Origin of the sequence: Levilactobacillus sp. FUA 3915 (genome assembly GCF_044053135.1) — a bacterium.
Taxonomy (GTDB): domain Bacteria; phylum Bacillota; class Bacilli; order Lactobacillales; family Lactobacillaceae; genus Levilactobacillus; species Levilactobacillus lanxiensis.
Window position 1 is genome coordinate 2,891,566 of the sequence record NZ_CP168704.1, and the last position, 14,528, is coordinate 2,906,093.

Below are 14,528 nucleotides of genomic sequence, written 5' to 3' on the forward strand. Positions count from 1 at the left end.
CTTCCCTCCCGTCACTGGTGATAGCGAAAAAAAGACTGGACCATTAGCCCAATCTTTTTTCGTTTACCGGTTATTCAACCGAAATCAAGAATGGGTAAACCGGTTGGTCCCCTTCATGAACTTCTGTTTCTAAATCATCATCCAACGCTTCGACCTGTTGTTGCAGTTGTTCCGCAACCTCGGCCGTCGTGTCAGAACCGTAAATGATCGTAATGATTTCACTCTCATCATCGAGCATGGCCTTCACCGTGTCCACGGCGGTCTTTAAAAGATCGGCGTCGGTCACTTTGATGGTCCCGTCAACGATGCCCATGAAGTTCCCTTCCTTGATGTCAAACCCATCAAGTTGGGTATCGCGAATCGCGTGGGTCACTTGACCACTCTTCACAGCGCTCAGATTATCTTCCATGGCTTCTTGGTTTTCTGCCAATTCAGCGTCTGGATTGTAACCGAGCATGGCCGTCATCCCTTGCGAAACCGTCTTGGAATGGACGATAACGGCTGGAACGTCAGCGACCTTAGCGGCTTGTTCAGCGGCTAAGAAAATATTCTTGTTGTTAGGTAACACAATGGCCCGTTTGGCTTGGCTCTGGTTGATGGCGTCCACAATATCCTGCGTACTTGGATTCATGGTTTGCCCACCGTTGACCACGTGGGTCACGCCTAAGCTCTTGAACAACGTCCCGAGGCCTTCGCCGGCGGCAATCGCAATGATGGCCGTGTCGGCAGGGGCTTCGTCGGTTGCTGTGGCCACCGGAGCGGCTCCAGTTTCTTCATCGTGTTCCATGATGGTTTCCTGTTGCATCCGCATGTTATCAACCTTGACCTTGGCTAAATCACCAAATTCTTGGCCCCAGGCGATAACCTTACCAGGGTGTTCCGTGTGGACGTGAACCTTGACGATTTCTTCATCGTTCACGACCAACAGGGAATCCCCTAAATCAGCGAGATACTTGTAGAAGGTATCGTAATCAAAGTCGTGGTCAACTTGTTTCCCACGGCCGATACGAACCATGATTTCGGTACAGTAACCGTACTTGATACTGTTAGGATCTAATTTTCCCTGAACACTCTGATGGTGCGCGGCGTCAATCATTTCGTCCATTTCAGCATCGTCTGGCTTGTAGTCGCCCTCTTCAGAGACGCGACCGTTCAGGGAGTCGTTGAAGGCTTCCAGCACAAAGGTCAACCCTTGGCCACCGGAATCCACAACGCCCACCTGCTTCAAGACAGGCAGTAAGTCTGGCGTGGTTGCCAAAGCAGCCTTGGCCGCTTCAAAAACGGCGTCCATGACAGCTAAGACGTCATCGGACGCCTTAGCCGTGTTTAAGCCCGCCTGAGCGCCTTCACGAACAACAGTCAGGATAGTTCCCTCTGTTGGCTTCATAACGGCCTTGTAGGCGGTCTCTGCGCCGGCTGCGAAGCCATCGGCCAAATCTTGGGCCGTCAGCGTTTGCTTGTCAGCTAACTTTTTGGAAAAACCACGGAAAATTTGGGACAGAATCACACCGGAGTTTCCCCGGGCACCCATCAGTAAGCCCTTGGCCAAAGCCACGGCCAGGACACCGACCGCCGTGCTATCAGCATCGCGTTCGTACTTGGCCCCACTTTGTAAGGACAGGCTCATGTTGGTCCCAGTATCCCCATCAGGAACTGGGAAGACGTTCAATGAATTAATAAAATCAGCGTTTTGGTTTAGCTTTTGCGAGGCGGCTTGGACCATCTTACCAAACTCAAGATTAGTAATTTCTGTTACTTTCAACTAAGTTTCCTCCTTGATTTCAGTACGACTGGCTAATCAGCCAATACCCGCACCCCTTGTACGATGACGTTCACTGAGTTTGCGGTAACCCCCAGCATTGTTTCTAGGTTATATTTAACTTTAGACTGGACGCTGCGTGACACTTCGGAAATCTTGGTTCCGTAGCTGGCAATCACGTAAACGTCAATGGCAACCCCGTTCTCTTCTTGGCGAACGACGACCCCGCGGGCATAATTCTCCCGCCGTAAAATATCGTTAACGTTGTCACGGATCTGATTCTTACTTGCCATGCCCACGACACCATAGTTATCAGTCGCGGCTCCCCCAACAACGGTCGCAATCACTTCATTGGTAATATCAATTGTTCCGTACTGAGTTTTAATCTTTACGGCCATGGAAATAGCCTCCTTGTCTGGATATAGAATCTTTAACAGAAATTAATCTTACCACAACCCAAGCAAAAATAGAAATAGGAACTCTGAAATGCTTGTTCTTACGGTAAATAAGTGTCAAGTAAATTTCCTTGAAAGAAAACATTGCTTTCCACAAAATTGTATGGTAAATTATTCAGGTGAGTAAAAAGCACTGCTTTTTAAAAGTAATGAATCCATAAAGGAGGGTTTACGCCATGGCAAAGGATTTTCTCAACGGCAAGCGGACGCGCTTCGGTAACAAGCGTTCTCACGCTTTGAATTCAAGTCGTCGCGCTTGGAAGCCGAACTTACAAAAGGTTCGCATCTTAGTGGACGGTAAGCCGAAAAAAGTCTGGATTTCAGCTCGGACTTTGAAGTCAGGTAAGGTTACGCGTGTCTAGTTTCTAGATATGATTAATCTTGAAAGCACTAACCAGCATTTGCTGGTTGGTGCTTTTTTATTCACCTTTTTCGTATCGAGTCCCTTACTGATTGGATTCATTAACAGTTACTTCTATATGATAGTTTACCATTGTTCGTCTGGACGAAACAGGTATTACGCTTGCTGGCCCCCAACGGCGTTTCTTACTAAAATAGACCTATCAGTCCTACCCTAAAATTAAATTCGGAGGTTCTCCCCCATGCTTACCCATACCTTGGCCACACCGGCCGATTATCCTCGACTCACGGCCATTTGGACGCGTTCGGTGACGGCGACCCACCCTTTCTTAAGCCTAGCTGACCGTGAAGCCATTCAGCGTGACTTGCCCCGATATTTTGCGCAGGTCACACTGTGGCGATGGCAACTTGACGAGCACCTCATTGGTTTCACTGGCATGGCTGGCAGCGACCTGGCCATGCTCTTCTTGGACCCAACCTATTTCCGCCACGGCTACGGTCAACAGATCATCCGTATCCTGATGAAAACAGCGAACCTCCAAACGGTCACGGTGAACGCGCAAAATCCGGGCGCCTTGGCTTTTTACCAGCGTCAGGGATTTAAGATTATTTCTCAAAATTCCCTCGACGCGGACGGGCGCTCCTACCCGATCATCAATTTGTCTCTGACTTAAAATTTTTCCCAAATAAATAAGACACACAAAATTCTTTTTACGGAATTTTGTGTGTCTTATTTTTTATTTCAGTAAAAGCTTAGCACCTATCTCAGACCAGTAACGCACTAGAGAGTTAACTGAAACACTAGTGTAAGCCGCAGGACGGGTGAAAAGGAAGCCAGGAGACCGCCCTTTGGCTCCGGGCTTCCGCCCACAACGGACCGCTCCCATTTTCACCCGTCCAGAGGCTCTGACCCCGCTAGCTATTCAGCTAACGCTTACTCGTGCCGAGCCTCGTAGGTGTCGCAGCTTTGGATGACGCAGAGCACGCCCGTGTCGAACTGAAATTCCCCGGTATCGCCAACAAACTCGTTGCTGGCAAAGGAAATCGGGTACGGAATCGGTTCGTCATGGAGCTGGTACTTCTCATCGATCAAGCTGAGATGGTCGATGGGCGTCAACGGCACAAAGGCCAGGTAATTCTTGTCGGGTTCCTTCTTCAATGTGTAATGACCCGGCAAATAGTACGTAATCGTATTCTGTTTATCAATCAACCGAATTCGACTCGCATACAACTTGTACTGGGGTTCCAACACGATAAAAAGGTTCGCCAAAAAGTGATCCAGCCGACCGCCCGTCGCACCATAAATATCGACGTTGTCGGCCCCGTAGTCACCAAAGGCCACGGAGACCGCCATCTGCGTATCGGTAAAATCTTTTTCGGGTTGCGACTGACGAATGTCTTTGACATTGCGCCGCACCCGTTGTAATTCCGGTGCCGCCAGGGAATCAAAGTCCCCAATGGCCGCCACCGGCTGCACATTGTGATCGATTAACCGTAAAGTCCCCCGATCAACGCCAATCCAGGGGCCAACGATTTTCTCAGTGAGGTCTGCCGGCCAATTTGCCTTGGGACCCCCCACTAACAGATTATACGTTCCGCCCCGGGGCATTATTTTGTTGCGTCCTTCAGGGCTTGAATCCGGGCAGCTGGGTCTTCGGCGTTGAAGACGTATGAACCAGCAACCGCAACCGTAGCACCGGCCTTAGCACAGTCAACAACGGTTTGATCGTTGACCCCACCATCGACTTCGATATCAAAGTCGTAACCCTTGGCCTTCTTGATAGCATCCAATTCGGCAATCTTAGCAACCGTGCTGTGTAAGAACTTCTGACCACCAAAGCCAGGGTTGACCGTCATAACTAGCACTTGGCCGACCATGTCCAGAACGGGTTCGATCATGGAAACGGGCGTCCCAGGGTTGATGACAACTTCTGGCGTTGCACCGGCGTTTTGAATCATTTGTAAGGCCCGGTGAATGTGTGGCGTTGCTTCAACGTGGACACCAATGATGTCGGCGCCAGCCTTGGCAAAGTCTTCAACGTAACGTTCTGGGTTTTGGACCATCATGTGAACGTCTAAGACCATCTTGGTGATTGGCCGAATTGCCTTGACCCAACCGGGACCGTAAGACAGAGCTGGGACGAAGTTACCGTCCATGATGTCGATGTGTAAGACTTCAGCACCGGCTTGGTCGACCTTTTCGATGTCTGGTTGGAGGTTCACGTAATCTGCACTTAAAATTGAAGGCGCTACTTTAATCATAAAATCTCTTCCTCATTTCTTCTTGTTATAAATTGGTTTTTGATTCTTTAACAACGTAAGTAATTGTAAATAATTATCGTACCGACTCTGCAGGAAGTCCCCGTTCGCCAACCCGTCCTTAACGGCACAGCCTGGTTCATTCACGTGGACACACCCACGGAACCGACAGTCACTAGCCACGTTCAAAAATTCTGGGAAGTAGTGACACAGGTCACGGTAATCGATCGTCAACGTTTCATACGAGGAAAACCCTGGTGTATCAGCCACTAGGCCACCCGCAATCGGCATCAGACTCACCTTCCGCGTGGTATGTTTCCCCCGGTTTAACGCGGTCGAGATTTCTCCCGTCGCTAACGCCAGGTCCGGCGAAATGTGATTCAACAGGGTGGATTTTCCCGCCCCGGTCTGACCCATGATGACGGTCTCTTGGCCCTTTAACGTGGCCTTGAGTTGGTCAAGACCCTCTGTGGCAAACGGTTCCCGGGTCAAACAAACCGTGTACCCAATCTTCCGGTAACCGGCTGCCAGGGTTTCAAACTCCCGGTAGCGGGCATCGTCGATCAAGTCGGTCTTCGTGAAGTAAATCACGGGAGTAATGTCACTGACCTCTAACGCAATCAGTTGGCGATCCAGTAGGCCGGTCGAAAACTCGGGTGACGCCACGGCCGTAACCACGACGCCCTGATCAACGTTAGCGACGGGTGGCCGCGTTAATTCGTTATCCCGCGGTAAAATCTCCAGCACGTAGCCTTCCTTAGGTGACGTACTTTCAAAGGTTACCCGGTCGCCCACGAGCGGCGTGATCTTGCGTTTCCGAAAGTTTCCCCGTGCGCGCGTCCGGTAAGTTTGGCCCTCACTGTAGATATCATAAAAGCCACTGAGTGATTGACGAATCTGTCCTTCTGACATGCAGCACCTCCTTTAAACTCTTTCCTTTCAGTTTACACTAATTTGCAGTTCGGCACTAGTTTTCCTGCAGATTGTGTTAGTTCAATTGTCAGCAAGGCTAAAAATATGTGGTGAATGACGACCGTTCCCGCCGGTAGGCTCAAGCGGTCCTGCTGTGGGGAACGGTGCCAGCCTGAGTAACGGTCTGCCACCTCGCCTTTGAGCCCTCAAAACGGTCTCAAAGGTCGTCCCGTGCTCTAGACTGAGAAGCCCGCTCAGTCAAGACCACCGACACAGCTGTTCACCTTGACCCGCCTCTGGTCACTGACATGGACCTCATATTTTTCACTAGCTTGGTGCTGGCAGTGGCTTACCGACTATTGACTGACCCATCGTCAAACTAGTACCTAACGACCCTTACATTTTTACGTGGCATAAAAAAAACTCGGCCCCACCAACTAAGGTAAGCACCGAGTTCTAATTATTAATTAAACTTAACCTCTACAGACCGTCCCAAGCACTAACACCGTGTTAGCCATGAGGGTGGCCAAAATGGGCTCAGCCGTGGGAATTCTCTTAGTAGCTCGTCTACTTAGAGAATTGGTATCTTCGAGACGTGACTTTCGGCTCAAAGTAAGCCTAGAGACCGTTCTTTGGCTCTAGGCGCCCGCCCACAGCGTTCCGGCCCATTTTGGCCACCCGGTAAGGCGAAACAACGTGTGTTAGTTCTTGGTGACGTGGCTGTCGGAAGCGATGACGTGGCCGTCTCTGACCACCTTATACGCCCCCGCCTTGCCGGATGCCACGGTGAATGGCAGCGTTACGCTGGTATCCGCCGTGATTGTCATCTGCTTGTAGATGGTGCTCAGCGAGTGGTCCTGATCCTTCAGGTAGATCTGAACCAGGTTCGAGGCCGACGAGCTACTGCTACTGCTGCTCTCATCGCTGTCGTCGCTTTCACTCTCGCTGTCACTATTATCAAATGGAATCTTAACGTTCACGCTGAACTGATCGACGCTGGAGCTACTCTCGCTCTCCGCGCCCCGTGACAGGGTCAAGGTGACCTCGTCACCCTCCTGCACGACAGCGCCCTCACCAGGGGACTGCTTGATGACGCGGCCCTTGGTAACGTCGCTGGAGTAGGCGTAGTCAAACGCCAGGTTCAGGTTGTGATTGGTCGCGTAACTCTGGGCTTGGGCCTTGGTTTTATCCGTCAGGTCCGCGAGCGTCACGGTTGCCGATCCAGTCGACACCGTAAAGGTTATGTCCGTCCGTGACGGCACGACCCGTTCGCCAGCGTTCACACTCTGTTGCATGATCTTGCCGGCTGGCACGCTGGTTGAATGCACGGACTCCCGATGAACGGTAAAGCCCAGGGCCTCCAACTTAGCGGCGGTGCTGGCGTACGAATCACCCTGATAATCGGCTAGCTTGTAGCGCTTAGGACCCGTACTGATCCACAAATCTACAACCGTCTCGCGTTTGAGCTGGGTCCCGGACCGGGGCTCCGTTCGCACGACTCGGTTCACTTTGACCTTGGAACTAGCCGTCTTGTGGACCTTGCCAACGCTCAGATAGGCGTCCTGCATCCGCGATTTGGCCACGGTTTCGGTCCGCCCAGTCACATCGGGCACACTGGTCATCTGTGGCCGGAAGAGCGCCATGCCAATCAGAATGCCGGCAACCAGTAAAAGCACAACGAGGCCGGCCAGCAGAAATTTACGCCGACGCGGATGCCGGGTCTTCTTGCGACCCTTCTTGTCAGTCTTTTGCGGCGTCTCTTCGTCATCGGCCTTAGCCGCTGGCTTGGAATCCGCCTTTGTGGCCGCTTCGGCCGCAACGGGCGCGGCCGAGCTCAATGCGCTGAGGGGCAAGACCTTGGTCTCCCCATCATCGTCCTGAACGGGCGTAAATTTGCGCTCACCCGCCCGCTTGGGGGACAGCGAGGTCTTTAAATCGGCTGCCATGCTCGCGGCATCTACGTACCGGTCTTCCGGGCGCTTGGATGTTGCCTTGAGGACCACGTTTTCCAAGGCTTGCGGAATCCGCGGGTCGATCTCTCGGACGGACGGAATCTCCGATTGGAAATGCTTCAAGGCAATTGAAACGGCGGTTTCACCCTCGAAGGGCACCGTGCCCGTTAACAGTTCATACAAAATGATGCCGAGTGAATAGATGTCGGATTTCTTGGTCGCCATCCCCCCACGGGCCTGTTCCGGTGACAAATAGTGCACCGAACCCAGGACCGTGTTGGTCTGCGTCAGACTGTGTTCCGACAACGCCACGGCAATCCCAAAGTCGGTAATTTTGGCGACCCTGTTTTGATCGATCAAAATATTTTGTGGCTTCAGATCCCGGTGAATAATGTTGTGCTCGTGGGCCGTTTGGACCGCACTCAGAATCTGTTCCATGATCTGAATCACTTCTTGATAGGCAATGGGAAAATGGTCCTTGATGTAAGCCTTGAGGTCGGTCCCCTCGACGTACTCCATGACCAGGTACTGCATCCCATTCTCCTCGCCCACGTCATAGACCTGAACGATGTTCGGATTGACCAGCTCGGTCGCTGCTAACGCCTCGCGCTGAAACCGGCGAATCGTGCTGGGATCGTCCCGCAGATCCAGCCGTAACAGCTTCACGGAGACGTCCCGGTCTAAAATCAGATCGTGAGCCAAATAAACGTTGGCCATACCACCCTCGCCCAAAGCCCGGACGATGCGGTACCGGCCGCTCAGCGTATACCCCGTCCGCATTAGCCAGCCACCTCCCGTGAGAAGTTGGTCAGTAACAAGACGGTGATGTTGTCCAGCCCGCCAGCGGCATTGGCCATGTCGATCAGCTGATCACATTTTTCCTTGGGCGTCTGGTCACTGGTCAGGACGGCCTGAATCTGGTGGTCGTCCACCATGTTGGTCAGCCCGTCGGTACACAGCAACAGCTGGTCGCCCAACACTAACGGATACGTGTTGAGATCAAAGCGCGCGTCGTCCGAAATCCCTAATGAGCGAATGATCACGTTCTTCTGGGGATGGTGACGGGCGGCCTGACGGCTGATTTCACCGCGTTTGACCAACTCGTTGACCAGCGAATGGTCCTCGGTCAGCTGCCGCAACTCGTCGTCTCGCATCAGGTAGGCTCGCGAATCACCAATGTTGGCGATGACGACCTCTTCTGTGAAATACAGAGCAGCGACAAGTGTCGTCCCCATCCCATTCAAATCGGCGAATTGGTTGGACTTGTCAATAATTGACTGGTTCTCCGCGGTAATCTCCGTGGCAATCCACTGACGAGCCGCATCCGGCGTGGTTAACTTGGTCTGTTCAAACTCGTGGCCCAGGTGGGAAACGGCCATGGCACTGGCAACGTCGCCACCCTGATGGCCACCGATGCCGTCGGCGATGATGGCGAGGTGTTTCCCTGCCTGGTTCGTGAACACATCCACGTAGTCTTCATTATCATTGCGTTGTTTTCCAATTGACGTGCGGTATGCCACTTCCATGGCTGGTCACCTCTACTTCTTTTTCCGGAAGGCACTGACGAAGAACCCGTCAGAGTCGAAATCATCTGGGTAGATGTTCAACGTATCCGTGTCCCGGTCGCCCTTGACGTTTAATTTAGTGGTTACCCGCATGGACTCGAAGTCGGGATGGGCAGCCAAGAACTTCGCTGCGACATCTGCGTTTTCCGTGTCCAAAATGGTGCAGGTACTGTAAACCAAGATCCCATTTGGCTTTAATTTTTGACTGACAACGTCCAAAATCCCCAGCTGAACCTTTTGCAGCTGTTGAATGTCTTGCGGCGTCTTCTCGTAACGAATTTCTGGTTTCCGCCGAATCAGGCCCAGTCCGGAACAAGGTGCATCGACTAAGATACGGTCAAATTCCTTGTGGGGGAACCGGTCGTCAATGTTGCGGGCGTCTAAGGCCACGGCATCGACCCGGTCGGCCACGTGCATCCGTTCGGCATTTCTGTCGATCAGGTCAACCTTCTTGGGATGCAGATCCAAGGCCGTGACTTTCCCACCGGAATGGGCGTCCAGCAAGGCAGCAATCTGAGTCGTCTTGCCCCCAGGTGCGGCACAGGCGTCGAGCACCTGGTCCCCAGGACGGACCTGTAAGGCCTCGACGGGTAACATCGCACTCTCATCTTGGATCGTCAGCTCGCCAGTTTCAAAGACATTGCTTTGGTTAGCTGCCTTATCGTCCAAACGGAAGGCATCGGCGGCAACCACACTAGGTGTGACCGTGTACCCCTGGTCCTTTAAGGATTGTTCAACTTCTTCGGTCGTGGCCACGGCGGTGTTGACCCGCACGGACTGGGCGGCCGGTTGGTTGATCGTTTCTAAAATGCTGACGGCCTTGTCGTCGCCAACTTGCTTTTGAATCGCCGTAACCAGCCATTCTGGCACGGAGTATTCCAGGCTCAACCGTTTCGTTGGGTCTTCAATTTTGCTCAAATCGGGTAAGCCTTGCCGGTCAATGGCGTGCAAGACCCCGGTCACAAAGCGCCGAATGCCTTCGTGGCCCCGGTCCTTAGCCAATTGAATGGCTTCGTTAAAGATGGCCCGCTTAGGAACCCGGTCCAAATATAATTCTTGGTATAACGCCACCAGTAAGGTCATTTTGACCCAAGGTAAGACCTTCTGGTTGGGCTTGATGAAGCCTTCCAGGTAGTATTCCAACGTTAATTGGTGTTGGATCGTCCCGTAAACCAGGTTGGTCACAAAACGCCGGTCGACGTCACTCAAGTTGTTATTTTCTAAGGTTTGTTCCAATTGTAAATTTGAGTAAGCCCCATTGGATACCCGTGTCAATGCTTCAACCGCTAAAGCCCGCGGTGTATTATTTTTTGTCATTATTCAGCCACCTGTTCGCCTATTGTCAGTGCGTCGCTCGTCCCGTTCAAGAAGTCCGTGATGCTTAGCTTGGGCTTCCCGGCCGGTTGAATCTCGTCAAGGCCTAAGACCCCGTGTTCTCCCGTGGCAATCGCCAGGTGGTGCTTGTCATGGCTGACTAAGGCGCCCGGTTGTAAGTCGGTCGTCTCGTCCAGCACGGTTACCTGCCACAGCTTTGTCCGCACGCCGTTTAAGTAAATATGGGCGATAGGGGCTGGCCGTAATGCCCGGACCTTGCAGTCAATCAGATGGGCACTCAGGTTTAAATCAATGCGTTCTTCATCGGACTTGATGGTTGGTGAGAACGTGACCTGGGATTCGTCCTGAGGAACCGGTGTGATGTCACCGGCCAACAGCTTCGGTAAGGTCTCCAGCAATAAGTCGCGGCCAAGCAGGCTTAACTTGTCAAACATGGACCCGACATCGTCCTGATCCGTGATGGGCATGGCTTTTTGGGCCAACACCGCCCCGGCATCCATTTTCTTTTCCATGAACATGATGGAAACCCCGGTCTCCTTGTCACCATTCATGATGGCGTAGTGAACGGGCGCGCCACCACGGTACTTAGGCAGTAAGGACGCGTGAACGTTGACCGCTGCCACCTTGGCTGCCTTAAGCAGCTTGGTTGGCAAAAATTGGCCAAAGGCCGCCGTGACAATTAAGTCTGGCGCTAATTCAATGGCCCGCGCCATTTCGTCACTACCGGAAATCTTTTGTGGTTGGAGCACTTCGATTCCATTTTCAACGGCCACCTGCTTAACGGGAGATGCCGTTAAGACGTGCTTCCGCCCAACTTTACGGTCCGGTTGGGTCACAACGGCTAAGACGTCATAGCCGTTCTTGATTAAACTACTGAGGATAGGCGCCGAAAACGCCGGCGTGCCCATGAAGATTACTGAAGTCATGCAATGCACCATACTTTCTGTTTTAACATTTGGTTTGATTTTTAACTGGTTATACTTGTGTTTAATTTGCCTCATTGGGTGACTAAATGGTGAGTGGCTACCGTTCCCGGCGGCGGATTCAAGGTGCCCTGCTGTGGGGCCCGGTTCCAGCCTGCGGAACGGGCTTCCACCTCGCCTTAATCCGCCTCTGGTCACTCAGACTGGCCCACGCATTTTTCTTTGAATAAGCCAATCACTGTTAATCTGATACTAATACCAATTAGCAAGCTAGATTGATCGAACAAGAAATAATTCACTCATCCACCAAGACCACGAACGAATCACGCGGCATCCCCACCGTTTAGGATCAACTGACACGATTGTAGGTTAACGCCGTGTCAGCCGCAGGGCTGGTGAAAATGGGCTCAGCCGTGGGAGTTGCCTTAGCGGGTTTCCCGCTTAGGCAACTGCTATCTTTGAGACTCGCTTCTCAGAGGCTCAAAGTAAGTCTGGAGACCGCCTTTCGGCTCCAGACGTGCGCCCACAGCGTCACAGCCCATTTTCACCAGCCCGGAGGCGCTGTCAAGCACACAAGTTAAATCCTACATAAAGTTCATTGGTTCTGAATCGATGGTGATGGTTAAGCCGTGGCGGGCCGGAATCTGCGCCGCCTGCCGAATCTTCTCCAGCAACGGCCGCAATTGCGGCTCCCGTTTATATTTAATCACAACTTGATAATAATACTTCCGCTTGACCCGCGCAATCGCCTTGGGCGTGGGACCCAGAACAATGGCGTCCTTGCTCAAGCCCTTTTGCAGGGTGCCGACGATTTGGTACATGGCTTTGGCGGCCGTGGCCTCGTCCTCGTGACTGGCGGTCAGTTGCACGGCAAAGTAATACGGCGGGTAATTTCCCTGGTGCCGCATATGCATTTCCGTGACGAAGAAGCGTTCATAATCCTGTTGTTGCGCCAATTCAATGGCATAGTGGTCTGGGTTGAACGTCTGGATAAAGACCTCGCCAGGCTTTTCCGCCCGGCCGGCCCGACCACTGACCTGTGTCAGTAGCTGGAAGGTCCGCTCGCTGGCCCGGAAATCCGGTAAGCCCAACGCGGTGTCCGCGTTTAAGACCCCGACCAACGTGACGTTGGGGAAGTCGAGTCCCTTGGCAATCATTTGGGTTCCCAGCAAGATGTCTGCCTGGTGCTCGCCAAACTGCCGCAGAATTTTTTCATGGGCACCCTTGCGCCGCGTGGAGTCCACGTCCATCCGTAAGATGCGCGCCGTTGGAAATTCCTTTTGCAAGGCCGTTTCCACCTTCTGTGTCCCGGTCCCATAGTAGCGAATCTTGCGGCTATGGCAGTTGGGGCAGATGTGGGGAATGGCTTCCTCGTGCCCACAGTAATGGCATTTCATGGTGTGGGTATCCATGTGGAGTGTGAGCGAAATATCACAGTTGGGACATTTCAGCACGAACCCACAGTCCCGGCACATCACAAACGACGAGTATCCCCGCCGATTCAACATCAGAACCATCTGTTCGTGGCGGTCGAGGCGTTCCTGAATCGCCGTTAACAGCGGCTGGGAGAAGTCCCCGTCCGCGCGCTGCTTCACTTCTTCACGCATGTCAACGATGTGGACCGTTGGCAGTGGATGGTCATTGACCCGTTTAGCCAAAAGTAACCGGGTGTACAACCCCTTGGCAGCGCGGGCGCGCGTCTCTAAGGACGGCGTAGCGCTCCCCAGGACAACGGGGCAATGATTGTACTTCCCCCGCCATAACGCCACATCACGGGCGTGGTACCGGGGATTTTCATCCTGTTTATAACTACTTTCATGTTCCTCGTCCATGATAATGATGCCAAGGTTTCTCACCGGGGCAAAGATGGCGGAACGGGCGCCGACGACCACGGTAGCTTCACCCTGATCGATGCGCCGCCACTCGTCATACTGCTCGCCCTTGGACAAGCCACTGTGCAAGACCGCCACGCGCTGGCCGAACCGGGCCTTCACCCGGTTGACCATCTGGGGGGTCAACGCAATTTCGGGGACCATCATCAGGGCCGTGCGATGTTGCTGGAGGGCAACGGCAATGCTTTGTAAATAAACTTCGGTCTTGCCACTCCCGGTCACCCCTTCGACCAGAAAGTTTTCGGTTCGCTGCTCATCGACCGCCTTGGTAATGGCGGTCACGGCCACCTGCTGCTCAGCGTTTAGCTTTAGCGGTTTCGTGGGGGTAACGGGTTGGTGAAACGGATCACGATAAACTTCCAACGGTTGTTTCGTCAGCCAGCCTTTATCGGCGGCGGTCGTCATGACAGCGGTGCTGACCCCCGTGGCGTGACTGACTTGGCTTTGGGCCACTAATTTATCCGGGTCCATCGTTTGTAAATAGGCTAACAACTCCGCCTGCTTTGGCGCCCGTTTGACCACCTCCGCTTGAATCTCCTGGAGCTTGGCAACGGGAAGCGCCGGTTTGATGCCGGTCGTGGTCTTGGCCGCGGCCTTACTGGTGACCTGATACGTCACCTCGACCTTCCCCGCACGCTGTAGCCGCAGAAGCCCCGCTAGTGTTGTGTCGGCTAATTTGCTGGTATCAAACGCCCGCGGTGCCCCATCCGGAAAGTAGGTCGCCATTTCCTGATCCGTCAGCGGCATCGTTGGTTGGATCTGCCGTTCGGTCTGCGCCTTTAACAGACTGGGTAACATGGTCTGAATACACGTGATGCGAAAGGCATAGGTCGTGTCGGCCAGCCATGCGGCTAACTGTTGCAGCTCAGTCGTTAAAATGGGCGCCAGATCCAGGACGGATTGAATCGGTTTCAGTTGCCCGTCAAAATTCGTTACATCACTAAGGCCGACCACCACGCCGGAAACGACTCGGTGACCGCGACCAAAGGGTACCGTGACCCGCATCCCGACCTGAACCTGATTTTCCAGGTCGGCGGGAATTGCGTAAGAATAAGGTTCGTTCGTCTGCATCGTTGGCACGTCAACAATAATTTGGCCAATCTGGGCCATGGTCTG

12 protein-coding genes are annotated in these 14,528 nt (G+C 53.0%); 2 read left to right on the plus strand and 10 right to left on the minus strand.

Features of this window, described 5'->3' with window-relative positions; all coding sequences use genetic code 11:
* Positions 1–70 precede the first annotated feature (70 nt).
* Entirely contained in the window at positions 71–1,762 is a 1,692-nt protein-coding gene (locus ACEPST_RS13395; RefSeq protein ID WP_204120812.1) for a DAK2 domain-containing protein, read from the minus strand.
* Between the two features lie 32 nt (positions 1,763–1,794).
* Positions 1,795–2,157 (minus strand): Asp23/Gls24 family envelope stress response protein, encoded by a 363-nt coding sequence (locus ACEPST_RS13400; RefSeq protein ID WP_061776403.1) that lies wholly within the window; start codon positions 2,155–2,157, stop codon positions 1,795–1,797.
* A 233-nt stretch (positions 2,158–2,390) separates the two neighbouring features.
* Between ACEPST_RS13400 and rpmB the strand changes: the two genes are divergently transcribed.
* Both rpmB and ACEPST_RS13410 read left to right on the plus strand, forming a co-directional pair.
* Positions 2,391–2,576 (plus strand): 50S ribosomal protein L28, encoded by a 186-nt coding sequence (gene rpmB, locus ACEPST_RS13405; protein ID WP_048736175.1) that lies wholly within the window; start codon positions 2,391–2,393, stop codon positions 2,574–2,576.
* Positions 2,577–2,816: 240 nt separating this feature from the next.
* Positions 2,817–3,248, plus strand: a complete 432-nt coding sequence (locus tag ACEPST_RS13410) for a GNAT family N-acetyltransferase (protein WP_204120813.1) — start codon at positions 2,817–2,819, stop codon at positions 3,246–3,248.
* Positions 3,249–3,508: 260 nt separating this feature from the next.
* Here ACEPST_RS13410 and ACEPST_RS13415 read toward each other — a convergent pair whose 3' ends face one another.
* The 8 genes from ACEPST_RS13415 to priA all read right to left on the minus strand — a co-directional run bounded on the left by ACEPST_RS13415 (position 3,509) and on the right by priA (position 14,522).
* The gene (locus ACEPST_RS13415) at positions 3,509–4,183 is read right to left on the minus strand and encodes a thiamine diphosphokinase (RefSeq protein ID WP_203645161.1); all 675 of its coding nucleotides are present in this window, start codon (positions 4,181–4,183) and stop codon (positions 3,509–3,511) included.
* Positions 4,183–4,836, minus strand: coding sequence for a ribulose-phosphate 3-epimerase (gene rpe / locus ACEPST_RS13420; RefSeq protein ID WP_203645163.1), 654 nt, complete (start codon positions 4,834–4,836; stop codon positions 4,183–4,185). Before rpe ends, ACEPST_RS13415 begins: the two co-directional genes overlap by 1 nt.
* Positions 4,837–4,848: 12 nt before the next feature.
* A complete protein-coding gene (gene rsgA, locus ACEPST_RS13425; RefSeq protein ID WP_204120814.1) occupies positions 4,849–5,745 on the minus strand; it encodes a ribosome small subunit-dependent GTPase A in 897 nt (298 codons plus the stop codon).
* A 701-nt stretch (positions 5,746–6,446) separates the two neighbouring features.
* Positions 6,447–8,477, minus strand: a complete 2,031-nt coding sequence (gene pknB / locus ACEPST_RS13430; RefSeq protein WP_204120815.1) for a Stk1 family PASTA domain-containing Ser/Thr kinase — start codon at positions 8,475–8,477, stop codon at positions 6,447–6,449.
* Entirely contained in the window at positions 8,477–9,223 is a 747-nt protein-coding gene (locus ACEPST_RS13435) for a Stp1/IreP family PP2C-type Ser/Thr phosphatase (protein ID WP_203645174.1), read from the minus strand. The genes pknB and ACEPST_RS13435 overlap by 1 nt, the downstream gene beginning before the upstream one ends.
* A gap of 12 nt (positions 9,224–9,235) precedes the next feature.
* On the minus strand, positions 9,236–10,579 hold the full coding sequence (rsmB, locus tag ACEPST_RS13440) for a 16S rRNA (cytosine(967)-C(5))-methyltransferase RsmB (RefSeq protein WP_203645176.1): 1,344 nt from the start codon (positions 10,577–10,579) through the stop codon (positions 9,236–9,238).
* The gene (gene fmt / locus ACEPST_RS13445) at positions 10,579–11,523 is read right to left on the minus strand and encodes a methionyl-tRNA formyltransferase (protein ID WP_204120816.1); all 945 of its coding nucleotides are present in this window, start codon (positions 11,521–11,523) and stop codon (positions 10,579–10,581) included. Before fmt ends, rsmB begins: the two co-directional genes overlap by 1 nt.
* 581 nt (positions 11,524–12,104) lie before the next feature.
* The gene (gene priA / locus ACEPST_RS13450; RefSeq protein ID WP_204120817.1) at positions 12,105–14,522 is read right to left on the minus strand and encodes a primosomal protein N'; all 2,418 of its coding nucleotides are present in this window, start codon (positions 14,520–14,522) and stop codon (positions 12,105–12,107) included.
* Positions 14,523–14,528: the final 6 nt, after the last annotated feature.

Coding starts and splice junctions, on each gene's coding strand:
- ACEPST_RS13400 (WP_061776403.1), bottom strand. CDS start 2,157: ATGGCCGTAAAGATTAAAACTCAGTACGGAACAATTGATATTACCAAT.
- ACEPST_RS13410 (WP_204120813.1), top strand. CDS start 2,817: ATGCTTACCCATACCTTGGCCACACCGGCCGATTATCCTCGACTCACG.
- rpmB (WP_048736175.1), top strand. CDS start 2,391: ATGGCAAAGGATTTTCTCAACGGCAAGCGGACGCGCTTCGGTAACAAG.
- ACEPST_RS13415 (WP_203645161.1), bottom strand. CDS start 4,183: ATGCCCCGGGGCGGAACGTATAATCTGTTAGTGGGGGGTCCCAAGGCA.
- priA (WP_204120817.1), bottom strand. CDS start 14,522: ATGGCCCAGATTGGCCAAATTATTGTTGACGTGCCAACGATGCAGACG.
- rpe (WP_203645163.1), bottom strand. CDS start 4,836: ATGATTAAAGTAGCGCCTTCAATTTTAAGTGCAGATTACGTGAACCTC.
- ACEPST_RS13435 (WP_203645174.1), bottom strand. CDS start 9,223: ATGGAAGTGGCATACCGCACGTCAATTGGAAAACAACGCAATGATAAT.
- pknB (WP_204120815.1), bottom strand. CDS start 8,477: ATGCGGACGGGGTATACGCTGAGCGGCCGGTACCGCATCGTCCGGGCT.
- fmt (WP_204120816.1), bottom strand. CDS start 11,523: ATGACTTCAGTAATCTTCATGGGCACGCCGGCGTTTTCGGCGCCTATC.
- rsgA (WP_204120814.1), bottom strand. CDS start 5,745: ATGTCAGAAGGACAGATTCGTCAATCACTCAGTGGCTTTTATGATATC.
- rsmB (WP_203645176.1), bottom strand. CDS start 10,579: ATGACAAAAAATAATACACCGCGGGCTTTAGCGGTTGAAGCATTGACA.